The sequence below is a fragment of the Streptomyces sp. NBC_00414 genome, assembly GCF_036038375.1.
In the GTDB taxonomy this organism is placed as follows: domain Bacteria; phylum Actinomycetota; class Actinomycetes; order Streptomycetales; family Streptomycetaceae; genus Streptomyces.
On sequence record NZ_CP107935.1, the window covers coordinates 1,160,422 to 1,181,863 of the forward strand.

A 21,442-nucleotide genomic window follows, 5' to 3' on the forward strand; every position below is an offset into this window, starting at 1 on the left:
CGAGGCGAAAGCATGAAGGTGGCGGCATGAAGGTGACGGCATGGAGGTGACGGCGTCGGCCCTGATCGGCGGGCACGTGGTGCTGGACTTCGCCAACACGATCGCGTGGCGGCTCGACGAACGACGCACGGTCGACCGCGTGTCCGATCCCGCGGCCCTGCTCGCCTGGACGGGCGCGGCCGGCCTGCTGGACGCCGACCGGGTCGAATCGCTCCTGGCGGTCACCGAGGACGACCCGGACTCCGCCGCGGACATGCTGCGGGCGGCGCGGCGGCTGCGGGCGGCCCTGCACCACCTTCTCGACTCCGCGGTGGACGGCCGACCGCCCCGCCGCGAGGACCTGACCGAGGTGCGCCGCCGCTTCCTCGACGCTTGGCATCGGGCGGAGTTCGCGTCGGCCCTGCCACTGCGCCCGGCGTCGGACGTCACGGTGCCGGAGGACGTCGTACGGCTACTGGCACTGGAGGCCGCGGAGCTGCTGTCCGGGCCGCTGGCGAATCTCCGGCGCTGCCAGGGGCCGGGCTGCGGGTGGTTCTTCCTCGACCGCAGCCGCAGTCACACCCGGCAGTGGTGCCGCACCGGCGACTGCGGCAACCGTGAGCGGGTGCGGCGGCACTACGAGCGTTCCCGCGGCACCCGCGGCTGAAGGGCGACCGCCCGGCCGTCGTCGTCCCACCGGATCTCCAGCACGCGCTCGACGGCTTCCCGGTCGACGGGACCGTACAGGTGGGGGAAGAGGACGTCCGCGTCGACCCCGGGCGGCGGAGTGGGGTCCGCCGCTTCGAACTCCAGCCTGGCGGTGAGCCGGGTCTCGTCGAGGACCAGCGCGAGCAGTGGTCTCGGCGTGCTCCGGTAGAAGGCGTTGACGACGGCCAGGGTGGTCTCCTCGTCGGGAGCGCAGTGGATGAAACCGTCCTCCGCGAGGGAAGCGGGCGCGTACGGGACCTCCGGGCGGGCGCTCCAGTCACCGAGCGTCACAACGTGATAGATCATCATCCGGTTATACAACAGCGGGTGCGGTGCCTACGGCTCTCGGTCCGCGACCTTCGATCCGCCGTCCTCGGTCTTCCGCCAGCGGACCTCATGACATGGCGGCCCGAACTCACGCGATGGCCGGGAACTCACGCGATGGTCGACGAACTCATGGAACGGCTGTCCGAATCGAAAATCCGTAGGACCAAATTCTCTTAATCCGTTGCCCGAGGGTCTGCGGATTGGTCCGAAAAAGAATTGGCCCTGATCGGGTGATCGACCAATCCGTGCCTCTTTCAGGACCGGATTCCCCACGTGACGCAAGACGAGAAGCAAAGGCGAATTACCCGCAGCCCGGTGCGGCCGGCGCTGGGTGCGCTCAGTGGCCTGCTGGCGGGTTTCGCCGCGCTCGCCGTCGCCGAGCTGGTGGCCGCAGGGGTGCGCCCTCAGGCCGGTCCCGTCATCGCGGTCGGGGGTGCGGCGATCGACCGCACCCCCACAGCCGTGAAGGACTGGGCGATCCGGAATTTCGGCACCAACGACAAATTGGTCCTGCAACTCGGGATTCTCGCCGCACTGGTGCTGTTCGCTATCGCCCTGGGCCTGTTCGCACTGCGGTACCGGCGGAGCGGGGCCGCCGGAGTTCTGCTTTTCGGTGTGGTCGGGGCATCGGCGGCGCTCAGCCGGCCCGACTCGACCGGACTCACCGACGCGTTGCCCTCCGTGGTGGGCGCGGTGGTCGCCGCGGTGCTCCTGTTCTTTCTCGTCGGCAGGCTCCGGATCCGTACCCCGGCACCCCACGACGCCGGTTCGGCGGAGGCGGAAGCGCAGGAGGACTCGCCCCGTGAACCGGGGTGGGACCGCCGCGGCTTCGTCATCATGGCGACCGCTGCCGCCGCCGCGTCAGCCGGTACCGGACTGCTGGGCCGCGCCCTGAGCGGATCGAGCAGCCGCGAGGCGGTCGCCTCACGGGCGGACGTCGTACTGCCCGCCCCGGCCTCCCCAGCCGACGCGGTTCCCAAAGGCGCCCAGTTGCGGGTCCGCGACGTGAGTGCCTTCACCACCCCGAACAAGGACTTCTACCGCGTGGACACCGCACTCGTGGTGCCCAAGGTGGACGCGACCACCTGGAAGCTGCGGATCCACGGCAAGGGGGTCACCCGGCCGGTCACCCTCACCTTCGACGACCTGCTGCGGCGCGAACTGATCGAGCGCGACATCACGCTCACCTGCGTGTCCAACGAGGTCGGCGGCCCGTACGTGGGCAACGCCCGCTGGATCGGCGTACGACTGGCCGATCTGCTGGCCGAGTGCGGGGTCGAGCCGCCCTCCAAGGGCGGTCGCGCCGACCAGTTGGTGACCCGTTCCGTCGACGGCATGACCATCGGCAGCCCGGTCGAGGACGTCATGGACGGCCGCGACGCCCTCCTCGCCGTCGGTATGAACGGGGAACCGCTCCCCTTCGCACACGGCTTCCCGGTCCGGATGCTGGTGCCCGGCCTGTTCGGTTACGTGTCGGCCTGCAAGTGGATCCAGGACATCGAACTCACCTCGTTCGACGACTACGACGCCTACTGGGTCAAGCGGAAGTGGGCACGGCAGGCGCCCGTCAAGACCCAGTCCCGGATCGACACCCCCAAGCCGTTCGCCCGCCCCGAGGCCGGCTCGGTCATGGTCGCGGGGGTCGCCTGGGCGCAGCACCGCGGCATCGACAAGGTCGAGGTGCGTGTCGACGACGGCCCCTGGCAGGAGGCCCGGCTCGCCGCCGAGGACTCGCGCGACACCTGGCGTCAGTGGTCCTTCGACTGGCGGGCCACCAAGGGCGGTCACACCCTCACCGTGCGGGCCACGGACCGGACCGGTGAGGTGCAGACCGACAAGCGCACCGGCACCGTCCCCGACGGCGCCAGCGGCCGGCACTCGGTCGTGGTGACCGTCGAGTGAGACCACGGACCAACTCTCCCGAGCCACATTCCCCGAGCCATTTTTCCGACCCCCGAATGAACGCAGCTGCGACTGCGTCAACCCACAGGAGAAACACCATGAACACTCGCATCAGCCGTATCGCCGTGATCGTGGCCGCGGCCACCGTTCTCCCGCTGTCCCTCAGCGCCTGCTCCGACAGCGGCAGCGACTCCGCCAAGTCGGACTCCTCCAGCAAGGCATCGGCCGCCGCCACCGAGTCCGACGACAGCATGGGCAGCTCCGGCGACACCGCTTCGAAGGACGAGCCGTTCGGCCCGGGCTGTGCGTCCGTGCCCGCGAGCGGTTCCGGTTCGTTCGACGGCATGGCGAAGGACCCGGTCGCCACGGCCGCGTCCAACAACCCGGACCTGTCCACCCTGGTGACCGCCGTCAAGAAGGCCGGTCTGGTCGACACCCTGAACAACGCCAAGGACATCACGGTGTTCGCCCCGACCAACGACGCCTTCGCGAAGATCCCGAAGGCCGACCTGGACAAGGTCCTCGCCGACAAGGCCATGCTGACGAAGATCCTCACGTACCACGTCGTGGGTCAGAAGCTCGCCCCCAAGGACCTGGAGAACGGCTCCTACCCCACGCTGGAGAAGTCGAAGCTGACGACCTCGGGCTCGGGCGAGTCGTACAAGGTCAACGACTCCGCGAAGGTCGTCTGCGGCAACGTGAAGACCGCCAACGCCAACGTCTACATCATCGACACCGTCCTGATGCCCACCAGCTGACGGATCTGCTTCGGCCGCCGGCCGCCCGGAGGCGGACGGCGGCCGGCGCCCGGGCTCCCGTGACGGGGAGAAAAAAGGGGTGGCCGGGACCGTTCAGTCCCGGCCACCCCTTTCCTGTCCCGCCGACCCGGCCGACGCCTGCCGGACGGCAGGGTGAGACGGCTCCTCGGGCGGGCCGGGCCGCCGCGGGTACCCTGCCTGCATGACGCAGGAGCCGCCTTCGGAAACCGGGTCCGGTGACGCCGTCCCGGCCCCGGCGGCCGGTGCGGAGATCACCACGACGGACTGCCGCCAGTGCGGCGCCAAGGTGAGCGGGCTCAACAACCGGTACGCCTGCTCGTACTGCGGCTGGGTCAACCACTGGGTGGAGGGCTCCAACGTCCTGCCGTCGGCCGAGGACGACCCCGACCACCCCGGCCACTGAGAAGCGGCCCGGTCACGGGCGAACCACCGGACCCCTGGTCGCGGTCGACGCCCGTACCGGGCGGACCACCCTCGTGACAGGGAGGGCCGGTTCGTATGGGGCACACGGTCTATCGTGGGCCGTATGCACGCTCCCGAGCTGATCCGCATCGTCTCCCGCGACTCGCCCATGGCCCTGGCGCAGGTGGCGCGCGTAAGAGCCGAACTGGCCGCGCTCCATCCCGGGACACGCACCGAGGTCGTCCCCGTGAAGACGACCGGCGACAAGTGGATGGGCGACCTCGCCGCGGTGGAGGGCAAGGGGGCGTTCACCAAGGAGGTCGACGCCGCGCTCCTGGCGGGTGAGGCCGACCTGGCGGTGCACTGCGTCAAGGACGTGCCCGCCGACCGGCCGCTCCCGGCGGGCACGATGTTCGCCGCGTTCCTCAAGCGGGACGACATCCGTGACGCCCTCATCCATCCGGACGGGCTCACCCTCGACGAGTTGCCGCCCGGAACCCGGATCGGGACCTCCTCCGTACGCCGTGTCGCGCAGCTCGCCGCGTCCCGTCCGCATCTGCAGTGCGTGCCGTTCCGGGGCAACGCGAACCGGCGCCTGGCGAAGCTCGCGGCCGGTGAGGCGGACGCGCTGCTGCTCGCGGTCTCGGGCCTGGAGCGCATCGGACGCACCGATGTGATCACCGAGATCCTCTCCCCGGAGACGATGATGCCGCCGATCGGTGCGGGCATCCTCGCCCTCCAGTGCCGCGAGGGCGACACCACGGTCATCGACGCCGTCAGTGCGCTCGGAGATCCCGACACCCATCGCGAGGCCACCGCGGAACGCATGTTCCTCCACGTCCTCCAGGGCCACTGCAACTCACCGATCGCCGGTTACGCCACGGCCGGCCGGGGCGGTGAACTGTCGCTGCGCGCCTGCGTGTTCACCCCGGACGGAAAGACTCAGCTCAACGCCCACGAGTGGGCCGGCCGTCTCGACCCCGCCACCCTCGGCACCTCCGTGGCCGTCGCACTGCTGCGCCAGGGCGCCCGCGACCTGATCGACACCATCGCCCACTGACCGACGCTCGTCCTTCTCTTTCAGGGACGCGGGGAACTGCTCACCCAGCCCCCACCGGGTGCCGCCTGACAGCGAACCCCTCCCCACCTCCCAGAAAAACACCCCCTCCCTTCAAGGCGCGAGCATTTGCCTAAACCCTTTAGGCAAATGCATAATCGAGTCTGCCGAACAGGAGGAGCCCCATGGTCCGCGCAGGACTCACGACGGAGCGACTGATCCAGGCGGGCGCCGAACTCGCCGACGAGGTCGGCTTCGACCAGGTCACGGTCTCCGCGCTGGCCAGACGATTCGACGTCAAGGTCGCGAGCCTGTACTCGCACCTGAAGAACTCCCAGGACCTGAAGACCGGGATCGCCCTGCTCGCCCTGGAGGAACTGGCCGACCGCGGCGCCACCGCACTGGCCGGACGCGCCGGCAAGGACGCCCTCGTCGCCCTTGCGAACGTCTACCGCGACTACGCGGTCGAGCATCCCGGCCGCTACGCCGCAGCCCAGCTCAGGCTCACCCCGGAGGCGGCGGCAGCCAGCGCCGGCGGCAGGCACGCGCAGATGACACGGGCCATCCTGCGCGGCTACGACCTGACGGAACCGGACCAGACGCACGCGGTCCGCCTCCTCGGCAGCGTCTTCCACGGCTACGTCAGCCTGGAACTGGGCGGCGGGTTCAGCCACAGCGCCCCCGACTCGCAGGAGACCTGGACCCGGATCCTGGACGCCCTCGACGCGCTCCTCAGGAACTGGCCCGCCCGGTAGCCCGGCCCGGCAGCCCGCCCCCAGCAGTCCCGCCCAGTCAGCCACACCGAACCGACAAGGTCGAAGCCATGCGTACCGAGAACCGAACAGCCGACAGGGACGACTGGATCACCACGCCCATCACCGCGGACCTCCTGCGGGGGGCCATCGACGTGGAGCGGACCGAGCACGGCGTGCTGCCGCACCGGCTGCCCGCGTGGGTCCGCGCCCAGTACGCCGACGGACAACTGGCCATGGCCGAGTCCCAGCCGTCGGGCGTACGGCTGGCCTTCCGGACCAGGGCCACCACCGTCGAACTGGACACACTGCCCACCAAGCGGCTCTACGTGGGGGCCCCGCCCCGTCCGGACGGCCGGTACGAACTGCTGGTCGACGGGGTCCTGACCGGCCAGGGCAGTGTGCGGGGCGGCAACACCCTGACCATCGACATGACCACGGGGAGCGCCGAACTGCGGACCGGTCCGGTCGGCACCGTCCGCTTCACCGGCCTGCCCGAGGGCGCGGGCGACGGCGGCAAGGACGTCGAGATCTGGCTGCCGCACAACGAGACCACCGAGCTGGTCGCCCTGCGCACCGACGCCCCGGTCGAGCCCGCGCCGGACCGGGGCCGCAGGGTGTGGCTGCACCACGGCAGCTCCATCAGCCATGGTTCCGACGCCGCCGGGCCGACCACCATCTGGCCTGCCCTCGCCGCCTCCCTCGGGGGTGTGGAGCTGATCAACCTGGGGCTGGGCGGCAGCGCGCTGCTCGATCCGTTCACCGCCCGCACGCTCCGGGACACCCCCGCCGACCTGATCAGCGTCAAGATCGGCATCAACGTGGTCAACGCGGACGTGATGCGCATGCGCGCGTTCACCCCGGCCGTCCACGGTTTCCTCGACACCATCCGTGAGGGCCACCCCGACACACCGCTGCTGGTCGTCTCGCCGATCCTGTGCCCCATCCACGAGGACACGCCAGGTCCGAGCGCTCCGGACCTCGCCAACATGAGCGAGGGACAGCTGCGGTTCGTGGCCATGGGCGATCCGGCGGAGAAGGCCGCCGGGAAACTGACCCTGCGCGTCATCCGGGACGAGCTGGCCCGGATCGTCGCCCAGCGGGCGAAGGAGGACCCGAACCTCCACCACCTCGACGGGCTGCGCCTCTACGGCGAGGCCGACTTCGCCGAACTGCCGCTGCCCGACCAGCTCCACCCGGACGCGGCCACCCACCGCCGCATCGGCGAACGCTTCGCGGAGCAGGTCTTCAGCGCCGAAGGCGCCTTCGCGACCCGCGACGCCTGACGGACGCCGGGCGCCGCACCGACAGGTCGCCGTACCCGCAGCGGGCGCTGTACCGGCAGTTGGCGCCGCCCGGACGGCGGGCGCCGAGCGGGACTCAGCGGCCACCCATCGAGTGGCCGTCCCGCGAATCGGCGCCGGCCGGCCGGAAGCAGGCCGTCACCACCTTGCCGTGCCGCTGGCACCGCATCTCCCACTCGTCCGCGAGCATCCGTACGATCCCCACTCCGCGGCCGGACACCTCGCCGATCCCCGGGTCCCGCTGCCGCGGCAGCGTGGGGTCCTCGTCGTGGACGCTCACATGAAGACAGTCGCCGTCCCAGGTGAGCACGAGATGCGCGTCGCTGTGCGCGTGGACATGAGCGTTGGTGAGCAGCTCGGACACGGTCAGGACGATGGCGTCCACCTTGTCCGGCTCGGCCGCGGTCCACGACAGTGCCTCCAGATGCTCACGCGTCCATTCCCGCCCGGCGCGCACACCGCCCGACACCGGAAACGAATGCGCCCAGCCCATTGCCTTGACCCCCACCGACTCACTCCCGTTCCTGCGGTCCGTATCAGCATGTCCGCGAACCGGGTACCCGACAGTCGCGCACACAGGCATCAACGAGCCGTACAAGAGCGTCCGCCGGTGTTCAGCCGGTCGGCTCGGTGGCGCGGATGGCCGCGATGTCGAGCTGGAGGCGGACCTTGTCGCTCACCATGGCGCCGCCCTCGGCCAGCCTGGTGTTGTAGGTCAGGCCCCACTCGGAGCGGTTGATCGTGGTGGTGCCGTCGAAGCCGACACGCTCGTAGCCGAACGGGTCGGTGACGTAGCCGATGTAGGTGAGTTCGAGGACGACGGGTCGCGTCCTGTTCTTGATGGTGAGGTCGCCGGTCATCCGGTAGACGTCACTGCCGGCCAGTTGCACGGCGGTACTGAGGAAGCGCATGTGGGGGTAGGTGCCGGAGTCCAGGAAGTCACGGCCGGCCAGATGGCTGTCGCGCTGGTCCACGCCCGTCTCGACGCTGGCGGTGGACATGATGATCTCGGCCCCCGAGCGGGACGGGTCGCGGCCGTCGAAGAAGAGGCGGCTCTGGTAGTCCGTGAAGGCGCCCCGGACCGTCGTGACCATGGCGTGCCGTACGGAGAACCCGATCCTGCTGTGTGCGGGATCGATCATCCAGTTCCCGGTCAGGGATCTCAGGTCGGGTTCCGTCCGGCCTCCCTGGGAAAAGTCAGGTGGGCTGTCCGGCCGCTTCGGTTCGACGAGTGTGGTCGAGCGACGGGGAGAAGCACCTCGATTAAAAAGATTCACGACTCACCTAGCTATTTAGCAATAGATATTTCTGCAAGCCAGACCAAGGTCCATGAGTTTACCGGCTTGGTACCCGCCGACCGGCCCGGCATCCCCGCACGGCCGATGGGTCACAGAATCCACACACCCGTCACCGGGCCCCCAGAAGGCACTGCGTGCCTGACCTGCCCGGATCCGGGCCCTACCGCACGGGACACCTTCCACCGAACGCCGCAAAATGACATGAATTCCGCGCACCCGTAAGGGCGATATGCACGGGGCGCCAGAATTGCGCTGATACCGATCCGGGATAACCGTACGTACGCGACAGCCGTACGTTCCGTGGTGATGCCGTCAGTAACCGAAGCTCGTCGTGTAGGCGCACTCGGTGTAGATGTAGCCGGGTGAGAGTTTGGCGGTGTCCGATGCCGGGGACTTTCCGAGACCGCTCTTGGACTTGTGCACGAAGTACGTCGTGCCGGCGGGCAGCCGGATGGTCCGCTGCGGGTAGTTCTTGCCGCTGTCGCTGCACGGTTCGAAGCCGAGCGTCACCGTGCTGGCAAGGGAGTAGGAGGTGCACTTCCCGCAGGCCTTGAGAGTGAAACTGCCCGTCACGGGGCCCGTGTAGAGCACCGTGATGTCGTCGGGGCTGTCGTTCTTGACGGTGACGGAGATGCCGCCGCCGGAGGCCGTGGTCGGCAGGCGCTTGCCCGCGGCGGGCACGGTCTGGGCCACCTCGGCGGCGATGACGATCTTCTTCGCGCGGGCCCGGTTCTTGCCCTGCTCACTGTTCTTGACGTAGTCGTTCAAGGTCGTGACGGCTTCGGCGAAGCTCTTCTCCTTGTACTGGTCCACCCCGCAGGCGTACGTACCCGACTCCGCGTTCTTCTCCGCTCGGTCGGCGTTCTTGCCGAGCGCCTGGGTCAGACCGGCCCGCTCTCCCGACAGCCCGACGATCTGCGAGTTGAGGGTTTCGAGGCGCTCGACAGCCTTGCAGGGGTCGTCGCCGCGCACGGCCTTCACGGCCTTGTCGACCGCCGCCTCGACCGAGGGCTCGACCTTCGCGGTCTGCTCGGACCGCGGGAAGACCGTCAGGAGTTCGCCGTAGTGCGTGGCCCAATCCGCGGATCCGCCGGACAGCGCCCCCGAGCCGCACTCGTAGAGCGAGGTGGCCAGCCGGCCGTCGGGCCATTTCGCGAGCGTGCCCAGTTCCTTCTCGTCCATGGTGCGCGGGACCGTGCGCAGGTACTTCAGGGGCGCGACGGCGACGCAGTAGTTCCGCTCCTCGTACGCCGACGCGACGGTGGTGTAGTAGTCCTTGAGCCGGTCGGGGACCCGGTCGGCCGCCCGTGAGCCGGGGTGGTCGCTGCGAAGGTCGCGGTAGACGGTCAGGGCCCTGCGGTAGTCGGGCTCCGCCGTCGTGAACTGCTGCTTCCCCGCTGCCTGGACCATTTCGTCCGCGCGTTCCAGCCGGTCCAGGAGCATCTGTTCGGTGGCTTCGTCGCGTGCGCCGTCGTACAGGGCCACGCCTCCGGCGGGCACGGCCAGGAGCACGATCCCCATGACGACGGCGATCCAGGCCGCCGGCGGCCACGTCAGCCGGGTCCGCAGACCCACGACCGCGCCGTGGACGGCCGCCAGCCCGAGAAAGACCAGGTACGCGACGAGGGCTCCGCCGGAAACGCCGTCCGGGTCGGCGGGCAGCGCCACCAGGAGCAGCACCGCGGTCGCGACCCAGCAGGCCGCCATCAGCCACCAGCGGCGCACCAGTGCGTAACCGAGCCCGAGGCCGCAGAGGTTCAGCAGCGCCACCCCGGCCGCTCTCCAGCCGTCCGCGGGTGCGGGTGGCGGCGCGGTCGGCATCGGCGGTACGACGAATCCGTCGCGGAAGTCATTGTGGTCCCAGGACATGACGGCTCCCCCAGTCAATCACGTCCGAACTTCTATGACTTGTCAGCGTACGGTCAGCCATGAGACGACGACAAGAGGGAACGGCGGTCCTTCAGCAACAGCCGGTGTCGGAAGCTCCGTCGACGGGAACTCCGGTGTCCGGGACCGCGTCGAGACGGCAGAAGCACGACGCCTCGACCGGTACGTCCGCACCGGCCGCCGCGATCTTCAATTGCTGGGCCACGATCTGCGCCTCCCCCGCCCTGCCCAGCCGGACGAGGCACTCGTGGAACCCGTGCAGGGCCCAGACGTTGCCGGGATGGTGCAGCGCGCGGGGCAGCGTGTCGTCGAGCCCGAGGTCGGCCCGGTAGACCGCTTCCGCCTCGGCGACGCGCCCCTGTTCGAGGAGCAGGGCGCCGTACGCGTGCCGGGTGGGCTGCATCCACCCCCAGGGCTCGTCGTAGGGAAGGCCGTCGTCCAGTTCGATCGACCGCTCCAGTGCGGCGAAGGCGGCCTCGTGACGCCCCTTGCGGTACTCCAGTTCGCCGTCGAGCATCGCCGACGCGACGGCGAGGATGTCGGCGCAGGTGTTGTTGAACAGCATCCGGGTCTCCGGAACCCGCGTGACCGCTTCCCGGAAGAGTGCGCGCTCGGTCTCGGCCTCGGCGATCGCGCCGGTGGCCGAGTACGCGACCCCGCGGGCGTAGTGGAGCATCGCGGTCGTGACGCAGTACAGCCTCGGATCGGCGGGCAGCGGCAGGTCCAGGATGTCGGCCCAGCGGCCGAACCGGATCAGGACGTGCACCCGCATGGCGAGGAAGCCCTCCAGCCAGTCCGCCATGGGCGGGCTCTGCACCCGCAGCAGTTCTTCCGGGATGGAGGCCTCCAGCTGGGCGGCGGTCTCCAGGGCGGTCCTCGACTGTCCGAGGAACATCGCGCCGTAGATCCTGAAGTGGTAGTTGTGCGACCGGTACAGCGTGTAGAAGTTCATCGCCCCGGACCGCGCGAGGAACTTCTCGTCGGCGGCGATCGCCGTGCCGTTGTCGGCCACCACACGCCGGTAGTCGCCGCAGAGCACGTCCAGGTGGGTGGGCATGTGCTGGAGGTGTCCGGCGTCGGGCACCAGACCGCGCAGCCGGTCCGCCGCGGGCAGCGCGGTCTCGGGGGCCGAGGACATCTCCATCAGGTGGATGTACATGTGCAGGAGCCCCGGATGCCGTGCCCCCGCGTCGGTGGCGATCGCGCGCTCCAGCACCTCCTTGGCCGCCGCCGCGCGCGAGCCGTCGGCCGGCTCACCGGTGCGCAGGTCCCACAGCTGCCAGGGGGTGAGGTTCATCAGCGCGTCGGCGTAGAGCGTGGCCACGTCCAGGTCGTCCGGGGCGAGTTCGTACACGGCGCGCATGCTGATCGCGTACGGCTCGTTCCACACCGAGCAGTCCTCGACGGCCTTCGCCTGCGGATAGCGGGCGCGCAGGGCGTCGATCAGGGCCCGCTCGACGGGGGTGGCGCCGGCCGCCTTCTCCTGCGCGAGCTCCACGGCGGCGTGCGTACGGTCGACGGTACGGGCCAGTTCCTCGCCCTCGAAGAACTCCCAGGGTTTGTTGTAGTTGGGGCCGAGGGCGTAGGCGATGCCCCAGTGGGCCATGGCGCAGTCGGGGTCCGCCGCCGCGGCGGCCTCGAAGCAGGAGACGGCTTCCTCGTGGTGGAAGGCGTACGACCAGACCAGTCCGCGGTCGAACCACAGCTGGGCCTGGGGAGACGCCGTCGTCACGGCACGACCGTGGGTGCCGAGGTCGTAGTAGTCCATCCGCCGCTCCTACGCGTGTACGGCCGAAGCCCCGGAGTACGTACGACTCAGAGCCTAGAGGTGATGCGCGCGCATTTGTCCGGTGTTCGGCGAAGCGGCGGTCATCGCGGTTCGTGCTTGGCGAGAACCCTGCCGAGCAGACGGGTCAGGGTCCGCCGCTCCTCGGCCGACAGCGGTTCGAGCAGGTCGTCCTGCACCTGGTCGAGCACCCCGTCCATCCGCCGCAGCTGCCGGACACCGTCACTGGTGGGCGTCACCCTGTTGCGCCGGCCGTGGCTACCGGACGAACAGTCTGCGCACGGCGTGCACGGCCGTGCGGACCCCGGCGGGCCGGCGGTTCGACGCCATGCGCATCTCGCTGGTCCGGTCGGACGAGAAGTGACGGGCGGGCCGGGGCCGCACTCGGCCCCGGCCCGCCGGTGCTCGGACGGTCCGTCCCCCGCCCTGCCGGGGACGGACCGGAACCGGCTCCCCCGCCCTCAGAACTCGCGGTCGATGCCGGTCACGAACGCCGGGCCCAGCGGAGCGTCCCGCTCGGGAAAGCCGCTGTCGCGCAGGGCCCGGGAGACCAGCTGGACCGCCTCGGTCTCGGCGCTCGCCTGATCCGGCGCCTCGACCTCGATCCGGGCGGAGAACATGCCGCCGTCCTCGACCGTCAGCAGGCTCAGCTCCTCGCTCTCCCCCAGGTCCGTGTTCTTCGGGTCCCGGGGGCGGAGCCTGCGCTCGATGTCCGAGCGCGCGGCGTCCTCGACACCGTTGACGAACGTGCCGGGGACGGTGATGACGTACGTGGTCATGGGACTCCTTACGAGGCTGCGCCGGGTCGTCGGGTCATCGGGCGGTACGAGCCGCACGGGACACGGTCTGCGATTGTCCTGATCCCATGTGTGCTCACTCCCTCGACCGGATCTGCTCCGTGATCCGCTTCTCCCGGCTCGTATGTGATCCACGTTCCACGTTCCCCTCCTTCGCCCGGAAATGCGGACTCTCCCGCGCGACAGGTCGACAAGGCACCCGACCAGCCTCTTTTCCCCCCGCCCCGGACGTCCCGGCGCCGTGGGCGGCTGAACGGGGAAACAGCGGTCGCCACCGGACTCCCCCGGTTCGCGTACACCCCGGTAGCCTCATCGAATTCACGCGCGCAGTGCCTCTCCCGGGTGCAGGCGGAGGGCCTCGTGGCGCATTCTTGCTGTGTCAGCCACCCGGGCGGCGCACGGACGAGGTAGGGCCGATGACTGGGAGAGCCGAGCACGAGACCCGGGCTCCCGGACGCCTGGACTCGCTGCTCACCGGGATCACCACCGAGGCGATCAGCGCGGCCGGTGGTTTCGCGGGCGGCGTGTACCTGCGCTCCGGTACACCCGGTCTGTTGCGGCTCGCCGTGCTCTCCGGGCTGCCCGGACCGCTGTTCCGCCCCTGGTGGCGGCTGCATGTGGACCGCAGGTTCCCGGTGGCGGACGCCTTCCGGCTGGGCGTCCAGGTGGTCCTCCCGGACGCCACGGAAACGATGCGCCGCTACCCCCAGTTCGCGGCCGGCCTGCCGTTCCAGTTCGGATCCCTGTACGTGCCCGTCGTGGGCAAGTCGACGACGTACGGCGTGCTGACCATTCTGCGTCCCTCGGCGTCGGACGCCACCGAGGTGCTGCCCGACCGGGACCGCATGGCACAGCTGGCCGAGGATCTGGGACAGGCCCTGTGGAAGCTGGAGGAGGACGGCGGGCCCGACGTCGCCTGGGACGGCGAACCGCTCTGCGTGCGCCCGCCGGCCACGCACCCTCCCGCCGGGCGCATAGGACGCTTCACCTGGGACCCGGCGTCCGACGTCGTGACCGCTGACAGCCGTCTGCACGCCCTGCTCGGCGTGGCGCCCGGCAGGTCCACGGACACCCCGCAGGCGCTCGCGGAGGCCGTGGCCGCCGCCGACTCCCATCAGATCCTGACCGCGTTACGGGAGACCGCCGCCGGGAGACCGCCGCCCCTTCCCCTGCCGGTGCACGCCTCCGACGGCAGCCTGCGGCTGCTGGAACTCTGGAACCCCGAGGACCCGCCCGTATCGACGGAGCCTCGCGCCGTCCGGGGTCTCGTCCTCGATCCGGACATCGGGTCGGCGGCCGACGGCGCGGCCGATCTGCTCCCCCAGGGAGTGTTCTGCCTCGACCGGCTGGGACTCATCGTCTACGCGAACGAGCAGGCCGCCCGGCTCCTGGGGCGCCCGCGGACACGGCTCCTGGGCCGGCCCCTCGGTGAGGAGGCGCCCTGGCTGGAGCGGTCCGCCTACGAGGACCATCTGCGCGAAGCCCTGCTGTCCCTGGAACCGGTGCACTTCCACGTCGTACGACCCCTCCGGTACGGCGAGGACCCGCCCCCGGAACCGCACGGCGGTGGTGACTGGCTGGCGGTGTCCGTCTATCCCGGGGCCGACATCCTGACCTGCACCGTCGTGCCGGCCAACCGGATGGCCGACCCGGCACCCGGGCCGGCGCCCTCACCCGAGGGGCCCGAGGGGCCGGCCGCCGGAGTCACCTCCATGGCGCCGCTGTACCGGCCGATCGTCCTCGCGATCGCGCTGACCGAGGCCGTCACCGCGCGCCAGGTGTCCGCGGTCGTGATGCAGGAACTACTTCCCGCCTTCGGCGGCGGCCGGCTCGCCATCTACCTGCTCCAGGACCGGCACCTCTACCTGGCCTGGGAGACGGGCTTCCCCCAGGGGTTCCTCGCGCGGTTCGAAGGGGTCGGCCTCGACGCGCGGCTGCCGGGCGTGGAGACCCTCACCACCGGCCGCCCGATGTTCTTCGAGTCGATGCAGCAGCTCGCGGCGGCCTACCCGGGCGTGCCCCTCGACGCGACGGAGGGCTCCCGGGCGTTCCTGCCCCTCATCGCCTCCGGACGTCCGGTCGGCTCCTGCATCCTGGGCTTCGACCGCCCCAGGGGCTTCAGCACCGAGGAACGTACGGTGCTCACGGCCCTCGCCGGGCTGATCGCCCACGCCATGGAGAAGGCCCAGCGCTACGACACCGAGGCCGCCCTCGCCCGGGGCCTGCAGCAGGCACTCCTTCCCCGGCGCCTCTCCGCGCATCCGCAGCTGGAGACCGTCGGCCGCTATCTGCCGGGCACACAGGGGATGGACGTGGGCGGGGACTGGTACGACGTCGTCGAGTCGGGCGACGGCCTCGCGCTGGTCATCGGCGACGTCCAGGGGCACGGCGTCCAGGCGGCCGCCACGATGGGTCAACTGCGCAGTGCCGTCAGGGCTTTCGCGCTCGGTGACCGGCCGCCGGACGAGGTCATGAGCGGCACCAACCATCTCCTGATCGACCTCGACCCCGGTCTGTTCGCCAGTTGCTGCTACATCCGGCTGGATCCGCTCACCGGTGTGGCCCGGGTGGCGCGGGCAGGGCACCTGCCGCCGATCATCCGCTACCCGGACGGCCGTACCCACGTCCTGGACATCCCCGGCGGTGTGGTCCTCGGGGTCGATCCGCAGGCCCACTACCCGGTGACGGACCTGCAGCTGGACCCCGGCGCCATCCTCGCGCTCTACACGGACGGGCTGGTGGAGCGGCCCGGCGTCGACATCGACGAGGGCATCACCGCGCTGCGCGTCGCACTGGCCAGGGCCGGTTCCCCCGCCGGCCGCCCGGGGGGCCGCTCGCTCGCGGGGGTCGCGGACCGGCTCACCGCGAGGGCCAGACACGTGGCCAACCGCCCCGACGACATAGCGCTCCTGCTCGCCACACGCCGTTCGAAGCCCGGCCGGCCCCGCTGAGCGGACGTCCTCGCCCGTACGGCGGCCGTCCGCGTCCGTCTCACCCGCGCGGCGGGCCCGCCGTCGCGCGGCCGAGGCGCACGGGGACTCCCGGCGAGTACAGCACGCTCACCGGATCGCCGGTCGGCGCCGGCAGACCGGCCGCCCGGACGAGGTTCTCCTCGCACTCGACCAGCGTCGCGCGGTGCAGCGGCCAGCGCGGATGGTCGTTGGGCAGGAATCCCGCCTCACCGAGGAACGGCTTGTGCATGCCCCACCGGGCGGTCAGGAAGTGTTCGAGTCCGGTCGGCTCCGCGATGCGCTCCCCGGGCCTGACGACGAGACGGCTGTACGCGCCACGCGGACCCGGCAGGCGCCGCTCGCTGGTGTAGGCGACCGTGTCCTCGCCGGTCCGCACCGACATGCGGGACCACACGTACGGCAGGCGGAAACCGAGGCGGCCCATGACCACCGGCAGGAGCCGGGAGGCGTCCATGGACCGGAAGACCACACCCCGCCGCCCGTACTCGTCCACCGAGTACAGCCGCACGTTGGTCTCCGGGAAGGAGCCGAAGTAGGGCACGCCCGGCAGCCGCAGCCAGCCCACCCGGTGCATACGAAAGGCGACCAGGCCGACGAAGGTGACGCCGTCCAGGGTGTCAGGGGCGGTGCCGGCCGGCAGCAGCCCCGCCACGACCGCCGGATCCACGGCCCAGTGCACGAAGGCCAGGTCCAGCCACTGCTGGGTGAGCAGCGGACGGTGGAGTGCGACCGGGGCGTCGGGCGTGATGGGTTCCGGTACGGACGAGGTGATCGACACGGGCGCCAGCATCGCAGGGCCGTGCCCCGGACATGGCGAGAACCCGTGCCGTGTGACGCGTCTGGCACGGGTACGGGTACGGGGTCAGGCTCGCGACGCCTGGCACGCGAGGTCAGACATCGGTGGGCAGGCCGCTCACCTCGGCGATGCCGCGCAGTTCCTCGTCCTGGCGGTTGCGCTCACCGATGAAGTCGGCGATCTCCTGGCACCGGGCGGGATCGGCAGCGGTGCCGGAGTCCGTCACGACCCTGACGGGTCCGCCCTGCTCCGTCTCGATCTCGACGATCTGGTTGTCCATGCGCCCGGTGACGGCGACCGCCACCACGAGGGACGCCTCGTCACGGACCTCCTGCGAGACGCCCTCGCCCTCCTCGCCCTCCAGTTTCAGCTCGATGGGTCCAGCACGTTGCTCCTGCATCGCTTCGAGCACGGGCTCGACCATGCGGAGCAGTACCGCGTAGTCCGTGGGGTTCATACGGACACGCAGCAGATCGAGGTACAGGTCCACGGGGCGGCTTTCCGGCGGAAACTCTGAATCAGTCATGGGACTCGACTTCCCCAATGTGGGCAATGTGATCGCATCTGCGTCCAGAATGGTGGATCGCGGCGCTCACCGCCCCACGAAGCCCCCCGCCAGCACATACGTGCGATACACGTACGTGCGATTCAGGCGCCGCGGCGGATGCGGGCGGCCTTGCGGGCCTCCGCCGTCTGACGGGCCTCGGCCGTCCTGCGGGACTCGCCACCGGCCCTGCCCGGACGGGTGCCCATGCCCCGGAAGGGCGCGCCGCCGCGCTGCGGACGCTCGGCGGTCTGGCCGCTCCCGGCGATGGGCACACCGGAGGGCTTCTGCGCTCCGGTGATGCGGCTCAGCTCGGCCTCGCCGGAGCGGACCTGGGTGACCTGCGGCCTGATGCGGGCGTCCGACATCAGACGGGTCATGTCGCGGCGCTGGTTGGGCATGACCAGCGTGACGACACTGCCGGACTCACCGGCGCGGGCGGTACGGCCGCCGCGGTGGAGGTAGTCCTTGTGGTCGCCGGGCGGGTCGACGTTGACGACGAGGTCGAGGTCGTCGACGTGGATCCCGCGGGCCGCGACGTTGGTCGCCACCAGCACGGTGACCGCGCCGCTCTTGAACTGGGCCAGGGTGCGGTTGCGCTGGGGCTGCGACTTGCCGCCGTGCAGGGCCGCGGCCTTCACACCGCTGCCGAGCAGGTGCTTGGTGAACTGGTCGACGGCGTGCTTGGTGTCGAGGAACATGAGCACGCGCCCGTCGCGGGCGGCGATCTCCGTGGCCGTGGCGTACTTGTCGGTGCCGTGCACGTAGAGCACGTGGTGCTCCATCGTGGTGACGGTGCCCGCCGACGGGTCGACCGAGTGGACCACCGGGTCGTGGAGGTAGCCGCGGACCAGCAGGTCGATGTTGCGGTCCAGGGTGGCCGAGAACAGCATCCGCTGGCCGTCGGGCCTCACCAGGTCGAGGAGCGCCGTGACCTGCGGCATGAAGCCCATGTCGGCCATCTGGTCCGCCTCGTCCAGGACCGTGATGCCGACCCGGTCCAGGCGGCAGTCCCGGCGCTCGACGAGGTCCATGAGGCGGCCCGGGGTCGCGACGACGACCTCGGCGCCGGTGCGCAGCGCACCGGCCTGGCGGCCGATCGACATACCGCCGACCACGGTGGCCATGCGCAGCTTCAGGGAGCGGGCGTACGGGGTGAGCGCGTCGGTGACCTGCTGGGCCAGCTCACGGGTGGGGACGAGGATCAGCGCCAGCGGCTTCTTCGGCTCGGCACGCCGTCCGGCCGTGCGGGCCAGGAGCGCCAGGCCGAAGGCGAGTGTCTTGCCCGAGCCGGTGCGGCCACGGCCCAACACGTCGCGGCCCGCGAGGGAGTTGGGCAGCGTGGCGGCCTGGATCGGGAAGGGCTCCTCCACGCCGAGGCCGGTGAGCGTCTCCAGCAGCTCGGCGGGCAGGCCCAGTTCGGCGAAGGTCGACACCGCCGGAAGGGCGGGGGTGAGGGTGGCCGGCGGGGCGAACTCCCCCTGTACCGCGGCGGGACGCCGGCCGCCACCGGAGCGGCCGACGGGGCGGCCCTGGCCCTGCGAGGGGGACCGGCCGCCGCGGTCGGCGCCGCCGAAGCCGCCCTTGCGGTTGTTTGAGAAACGATCATTCGTACGAGCTGAGCGGTTCATGAAGAACCTTCCTCGATATGGCACGTATCGAGGAATCCTCGGCAGGTACGAGCCGAATGAATTGCAAGAACGAGCCGGATGTAAGACGAAAGCAGGCCTGCCCTGCCGACTCGGCACACCGGAAGAACGGTGTCGGGCGGCGGGAATCCCCGGAAATGGAAACCGGGGCGGATCGGAGGGCCGGGGCGGGGTCGCGGAGTGCGAAGTGAACCCGACCGGCCGTCGGCGGGCCGGGGTGATCCCCTAAACCCTTGAAAAAGCAACAAGCTGGGGCCCCACCGCGAAGTGGGACCCCAGCCGCCTTGCGCGCTACAGCATCAGGCAGGAGTGATGTTCTCCGCCTGCGGGCCCTTCTGGCCCTGCGTGACGTCGAAGGTCACCTTCTGGCCCTCCTGGAGCTCGCGGAAGCCCTGGGTGGCGATGTTCGAGTAGTGGGCGAAGACGTCGGGGCCGCCACCGTCCTGCTCGATAAAGCCGAAGCCCTTTTCAGAGTTGAACCACTTCACGGTTCCACTAGCCATGTCATATCCCTTTCGGGGCAGTACCCGGGGGCCCGCACTGTGTGGACCCCTGTGACGCCGCAATTGACCCCGTCCGGAATGGAACGCCGGAAATACAAAAGTGCCCGACGAATACGAATTCGCCTGCGGCACTTGAAGTGTGCGGGAACTACAACTGCAACTGGATCAAGACTATCACGGAGGGCCCGTCAGGCAACGGCACGGCCGCACCGCCGGAAAACCGTTACCTGGGGGCCTGGGCACCTCCGAAGCCCTCTCGCGAGCGCACCGCGCGAGGTCGGTGCGGGATCGGTGCAGGACTATGGAAACTGACGACTCGTCAGGTTACGCTCCGCACATGATTCCCACGGTGGTCTGGGGTACCGGCAACGTCGGCCGCGCCGCGATCCGTGCGGTCGAGGCGCACCCGGCGCTCGACCTCACGGCCGTGCTCGTCCACAGCCCCGACAAGGTAGGGCGCGACGCGGGCGAGCTCGGTGGTCTCGGCCGGGGCCTCGGCGTCACGGCGACCGACGACATCGACGCCGTACTGGCCGCCGGCCCCCGGGCCGTCGTGTACGCGGCGTCGGGCGACATCCGGCCCGACGAGGCGCTGGCCGACATCGGCAGGGCGATCCGCGGCGGCGCCGTGGTCGTCACTCCGTCGCTGTATCCGCTCTACGACCAGCGCAACGCGCCGCCCGAGTTCCGGGAGCCGGTGCTCGCCGCCGTCGCGGACGGCGGCGGGTCGCTGTTCGCCTCCGGCGTCGACCCCGGCTGGGGCAACGACGTGCTGCCCCTGCTGATGAGCGGCCTCGGCACGGTCGTCGACGGCATCCGCTGCCAGGAGATCTTCGACTACTCCACGTACGAGCAGGAGGAGTCGGTGCGGTATCTGGTCGGGATGGGGCAGCCGATGGACTACGAGCCGCTGATGCTCGCGCCGTCGATCCCGACCATGGTGTGGGGCGGGCAGATACGTCTGATGGCCAGGGCGCTGGGCGTCGAGCTCGACGAGATCCGCGAGACCGTGCGGCGCCGCCCGCTCGACGCCACCGTGGGCACCCGGACGATGGGCGAGTTCGAGGCCGGCACCCAGGGCGCGGTGCGCTTCGAGGTGCAGGGCATCGTCGAGGGTGAGCCCCGTATCGTCATCGAGCACGTCACCCGGATCCATCCGTCCTGCGCGCCGGACTGGCCCGTTCCGCCCAACGGCGACGGGGCCCATCGCGTGATCATCGAGGGCCGGCCGCGCATCGAGATCACCGTCGAGGCGACCGACGAGGGCGAGAACAGGTCCGCGGGCGGGAACGCCACGGCGGTCGGCCGGCTCGTCGGCGCCGTCGAATGGCTCGTGGCCGCGGAGCCCGGTCTGTACGACGCGCTCGACGTCCCGCTGCGGCCGGCGGTCGGAAGGCTCGGCAGGAAGTGACACCGCGCACGCGAAGGAGTCCCGGATGAACGTCGACATCCCCGAGGGCAAGAACCCGATCGAGTACGTGTGGGGCGACATGGTCCCCGGCATCGGGCCCGCCGCCGCGAACTTCTCACTGGCCGTCTACGCCCATACGACCCTGGGGCTCCGTGAGTTCGAGGCCGCGCGGCTTCGGATCGCGCAGATCAACGGCTGCCTGTTCTGCCTCGACTGGCGGACCGAGCGGGACGGCCTCAAGGTCGAGGAGGAGTTCGCCGACGCGGTGGCCCGGTGGCGCACGACCGACGCCTTCGACGAGCGCACCCGCCTGGCCGCCGAGTACGCGGAGCGGTACACCCTGGACCATCACGGCCTCGACGACGAGTTCTGGGAGCGGATGACCGCGCACTACGGCCAGGCCGAGATCGTGGAGCTGACCATGAGCCTCGGTTCCTGGCTGGCGTTCGGGCGGCTCAACCGCGTTCTGGGGCTCGACGCCATGTGCGTACTGCCGGGGCACTGAGTCGCGGCCACGCCGGTCCGGGGCCGTCCGTGGTCCGGGCGGCCCCGGTTCCGTACCCCTGTCGTCGTTGGGGACCTCTGGGCT

Annotated in this window: 21 protein-coding genes; 10 read left to right on the forward strand and 11 right to left on the reverse strand. The window is 70.6% G+C overall.

Annotation, left to right across the window (positions count from 1 at the left end):
- Positions 1 to 40: 40 nt before the first annotated feature.
- Positions 41 to 646 (forward strand): CGNR zinc finger domain-containing protein, encoded by a 606-nt coding sequence (locus OHS59_RS05080; protein ID WP_328492185.1) that lies wholly within the window; start codon positions 41 to 43, stop codon positions 644 to 646.
- On the opposite strand, the gene OHS59_RS05085 is transcribed toward OHS59_RS05080, so the two are convergent.
- On the reverse strand, positions 616 to 993 hold the full coding sequence (locus OHS59_RS05085; RefSeq protein WP_328499055.1) for a DUF952 domain-containing protein: 378 nt from the start codon (positions 991 to 993) through the stop codon (positions 616 to 618). The two genes, OHS59_RS05080 and OHS59_RS05085, sit on opposite strands and share 31 nt — an antisense overlap.
- Before the next feature lie 294 nt (positions 994 to 1,287).
- Here OHS59_RS05085 and OHS59_RS05090 point away from each other — a divergent pair, with 294 nt between their 5' ends.
- The 6 genes from OHS59_RS05090 to OHS59_RS05115 all read left to right on the forward strand — a co-directional run bounded on the left by OHS59_RS05090 (position 1,288) and on the right by OHS59_RS05115 (position 7,192).
- On the forward strand, positions 1,288 to 2,916 hold the full coding sequence (locus tag OHS59_RS05090) for a sulfite oxidase (protein ID WP_328492186.1): 1,629 nt from the start codon (positions 1,288 to 1,290) through the stop codon (positions 2,914 to 2,916).
- Positions 2,917 to 3,014: 98 nt separating this feature from the next.
- Entirely contained in the window at positions 3,015 to 3,674 is a 660-nt protein-coding gene (locus OHS59_RS05095) for a fasciclin domain-containing protein (RefSeq protein WP_328492187.1), read from the forward strand.
- A gap of 202 nt (positions 3,675 to 3,876) precedes the next feature.
- A complete protein-coding gene (locus tag OHS59_RS05100) occupies positions 3,877 to 4,098 on the forward strand; it encodes a hypothetical protein (protein WP_328492188.1) in 222 nt (73 codons plus the stop codon).
- Between the two features lie 123 nt (positions 4,099 to 4,221).
- Entirely contained in the window at positions 4,222 to 5,157 is a 936-nt protein-coding gene (gene hemC, locus OHS59_RS05105) for a hydroxymethylbilane synthase (RefSeq protein ID WP_328492189.1), read from the forward strand.
- A gap of 182 nt (positions 5,158 to 5,339) precedes the next feature.
- The gene (locus OHS59_RS05110; RefSeq protein WP_328492190.1) at positions 5,340 to 5,909 is read left to right on the forward strand and encodes a TetR/AcrR family transcriptional regulator; all 570 of its coding nucleotides are present in this window, start codon (positions 5,340 to 5,342) and stop codon (positions 5,907 to 5,909) included.
- A 68-nt stretch (positions 5,910 to 5,977) separates the two neighbouring features.
- Positions 5,978 to 7,192, forward strand: coding sequence for a GDSL-type esterase/lipase family protein (locus tag OHS59_RS05115; protein WP_328492191.1), 1,215 nt, complete (start codon positions 5,978 to 5,980; stop codon positions 7,190 to 7,192).
- Positions 7,193 to 7,286: 94 nt separating this feature from the next.
- Here OHS59_RS05115 and OHS59_RS05120 read toward each other — a convergent pair whose 3' ends face one another.
- The 6 genes from OHS59_RS05120 to OHS59_RS05145 all read right to left on the reverse strand — a co-directional run bounded on the left by OHS59_RS05120 (position 7,287) and on the right by OHS59_RS05145 (position 12,960).
- Positions 7,287 to 7,718 (reverse strand): ATP-binding protein, encoded by a 432-nt coding sequence (locus OHS59_RS05120; protein ID WP_328492192.1) that lies wholly within the window; start codon positions 7,716 to 7,718, stop codon positions 7,287 to 7,289.
- A 106-nt stretch (positions 7,719 to 7,824) separates the two neighbouring features.
- The gene (locus tag OHS59_RS05125) at positions 7,825 to 8,487 is read right to left on the reverse strand and encodes a YceI family protein (protein WP_443061383.1); all 663 of its coding nucleotides are present in this window, start codon (positions 8,485 to 8,487) and stop codon (positions 7,825 to 7,827) included.
- A gap of 333 nt (positions 8,488 to 8,820) precedes the next feature.
- Positions 8,821 to 10,377, reverse strand: coding sequence for a hypothetical protein (locus OHS59_RS05130; RefSeq protein ID WP_328492194.1), 1,557 nt, complete (start codon positions 10,375 to 10,377; stop codon positions 8,821 to 8,823).
- A gap of 91 nt (positions 10,378 to 10,468) precedes the next feature.
- Complete coding sequence (locus OHS59_RS05135) at positions 10,469 to 12,163, reverse strand: hypothetical protein (RefSeq protein ID WP_328492195.1); 1,695 nt, start codon at positions 12,161 to 12,163, stop codon at positions 10,469 to 10,471.
- Positions 12,164 to 12,264: 101 nt separating this feature from the next.
- Positions 12,265 to 12,420, reverse strand: a complete 156-nt coding sequence (locus tag OHS59_RS05140) for a hypothetical protein (RefSeq protein WP_328492196.1) — start codon at positions 12,418 to 12,420, stop codon at positions 12,265 to 12,267.
- A 222-nt stretch (positions 12,421 to 12,642) separates the two neighbouring features.
- Complete coding sequence (locus OHS59_RS05145; protein ID WP_328492197.1) at positions 12,643 to 12,960, reverse strand: hypothetical protein; 318 nt, start codon at positions 12,958 to 12,960, stop codon at positions 12,643 to 12,645.
- 434 nt (positions 12,961 to 13,394) lie between these two features.
- On the opposite strand from OHS59_RS05145, the gene OHS59_RS05150 reads away from it, so the two are divergent.
- Positions 13,395 to 15,929 carry a SpoIIE family protein phosphatase gene (locus OHS59_RS05150; RefSeq protein WP_328492198.1) on the forward strand — a complete coding sequence of 845 codons (2,535 nt, stop codon included), beginning with the start codon at positions 13,395 to 13,397 and terminating at the stop codon, positions 15,927 to 15,929.
- Positions 15,930 to 15,969: 40 nt separating this feature from the next.
- Here OHS59_RS05150 and OHS59_RS05155 read toward each other — a convergent pair whose 3' ends face one another.
- From OHS59_RS05155 to OHS59_RS05170, 4 genes are all read right to left on the reverse strand, one after another.
- Complete coding sequence (locus OHS59_RS05155; RefSeq protein WP_328492199.1) at positions 15,970 to 16,728, reverse strand: YqjF family protein; 759 nt, start codon at positions 16,726 to 16,728, stop codon at positions 15,970 to 15,972.
- 112 nt (positions 16,729 to 16,840) lie between these two features.
- Positions 16,841 to 17,272: a hypothetical protein gene (locus OHS59_RS05160; RefSeq protein ID WP_328492200.1), complete on the reverse strand. Its 432-nt coding sequence runs from the start codon at positions 17,270 to 17,272 to the stop codon at positions 16,841 to 16,843.
- Between the two features lie 122 nt (positions 17,273 to 17,394).
- Complete coding sequence (locus tag OHS59_RS05165) at positions 17,395 to 18,921, reverse strand: DEAD/DEAH box helicase (protein WP_328492201.1); 1,527 nt, start codon at positions 18,919 to 18,921, stop codon at positions 17,395 to 17,397.
- A gap of 317 nt (positions 18,922 to 19,238) precedes the next feature.
- Complete coding sequence (locus tag OHS59_RS05170) at positions 19,239 to 19,442, reverse strand: cold-shock protein (protein ID WP_328492202.1); 204 nt, start codon at positions 19,440 to 19,442, stop codon at positions 19,239 to 19,241.
- Positions 19,443 to 19,779: 337 nt separating this feature from the next.
- Here OHS59_RS05170 and OHS59_RS05175 point away from each other — a divergent pair, with 337 nt between their 5' ends.
- Positions 19,780 to 20,853 carry an NAD(P)H-dependent amine dehydrogenase family protein gene (locus OHS59_RS05175; protein WP_328492203.1) on the forward strand — a complete coding sequence of 358 codons (1,074 nt, stop codon included), beginning with the start codon at positions 19,780 to 19,782 and terminating at the stop codon, positions 20,851 to 20,853.
- Between the two features lie 25 nt (positions 20,854 to 20,878).
- Positions 20,879 to 21,358 carry a carboxymuconolactone decarboxylase family protein gene (locus OHS59_RS05180; RefSeq protein WP_328492204.1) on the forward strand — a complete coding sequence of 160 codons (480 nt, stop codon included), beginning with the start codon at positions 20,879 to 20,881 and terminating at the stop codon, positions 21,356 to 21,358.
- The last annotated feature ends 84 nt before the right edge of the window (positions 21,359 to 21,442 follow it).

Bases quoted from the DNA above. Each gene is read 5' to 3' on its own strand.
- OHS59_RS05080 (WP_328492185.1), top strand. From the start codon at position 41: ATGGAGGTGACGGCGTCGGCCCTGATCGGCGGGCACGTGGTGCTGGAC.
- OHS59_RS05130 (WP_328492194.1), bottom strand. From the start codon at position 10,377: ATGTCCTGGGACCACAATGACTTCCGCGACGGATTCGTCGTACCGCCG.
- OHS59_RS05110 (WP_328492190.1), top strand. From the start codon at position 5,340: ATGGTCCGCGCAGGACTCACGACGGAGCGACTGATCCAGGCGGGCGCC.
- OHS59_RS05145 (WP_328492197.1), bottom strand. From the start codon at position 12,960: ATGACCACGTACGTCATCACCGTCCCCGGCACGTTCGTCAACGGTGTC.
- OHS59_RS05115 (WP_328492191.1), top strand. From the start codon at position 5,978: ATGCGTACCGAGAACCGAACAGCCGACAGGGACGACTGGATCACCACG.
- OHS59_RS05180 (WP_328492204.1), top strand. From the start codon at position 20,879: ATGAACGTCGACATCCCCGAGGGCAAGAACCCGATCGAGTACGTGTGG.
- OHS59_RS05160 (WP_328492200.1), bottom strand. From the start codon at position 17,272: ATGACTGATTCAGAGTTTCCGCCGGAAAGCCGCCCCGTGGACCTGTAC.
- OHS59_RS05165 (WP_328492201.1), bottom strand. From the start codon at position 18,921: ATGAACCGCTCAGCTCGTACGAATGATCGTTTCTCAAACAACCGCAAG.
- OHS59_RS05095 (WP_328492187.1), top strand. From the start codon at position 3,015: ATGAACACTCGCATCAGCCGTATCGCCGTGATCGTGGCCGCGGCCACC.
- hemC (WP_328492189.1), top strand. From the start codon at position 4,222: ATGCACGCTCCCGAGCTGATCCGCATCGTCTCCCGCGACTCGCCCATG.
- OHS59_RS05085 (WP_328499055.1), bottom strand. From the start codon at position 993: ATGATCTATCACGTTGTGACGCTCGGTGACTGGAGCGCCCGCCCGGAG.
- OHS59_RS05170 (WP_328492202.1), bottom strand. From the start codon at position 19,442: ATGGCTAGTGGAACCGTGAAGTGGTTCAACTCTGAAAAGGGCTTCGGC.
- OHS59_RS05100 (WP_328492188.1), top strand. From the start codon at position 3,877: ATGACGCAGGAGCCGCCTTCGGAAACCGGGTCCGGTGACGCCGTCCCG.
- OHS59_RS05135 (WP_328492195.1), bottom strand. From the start codon at position 12,163: ATGGACTACTACGACCTCGGCACCCACGGTCGTGCCGTGACGACGGCG.
- OHS59_RS05150 (WP_328492198.1), top strand. From the start codon at position 13,395: ATGACTGGGAGAGCCGAGCACGAGACCCGGGCTCCCGGACGCCTGGAC.
- OHS59_RS05175 (WP_328492203.1), top strand. From the start codon at position 19,780: ATGATTCCCACGGTGGTCTGGGGTACCGGCAACGTCGGCCGCGCCGCG.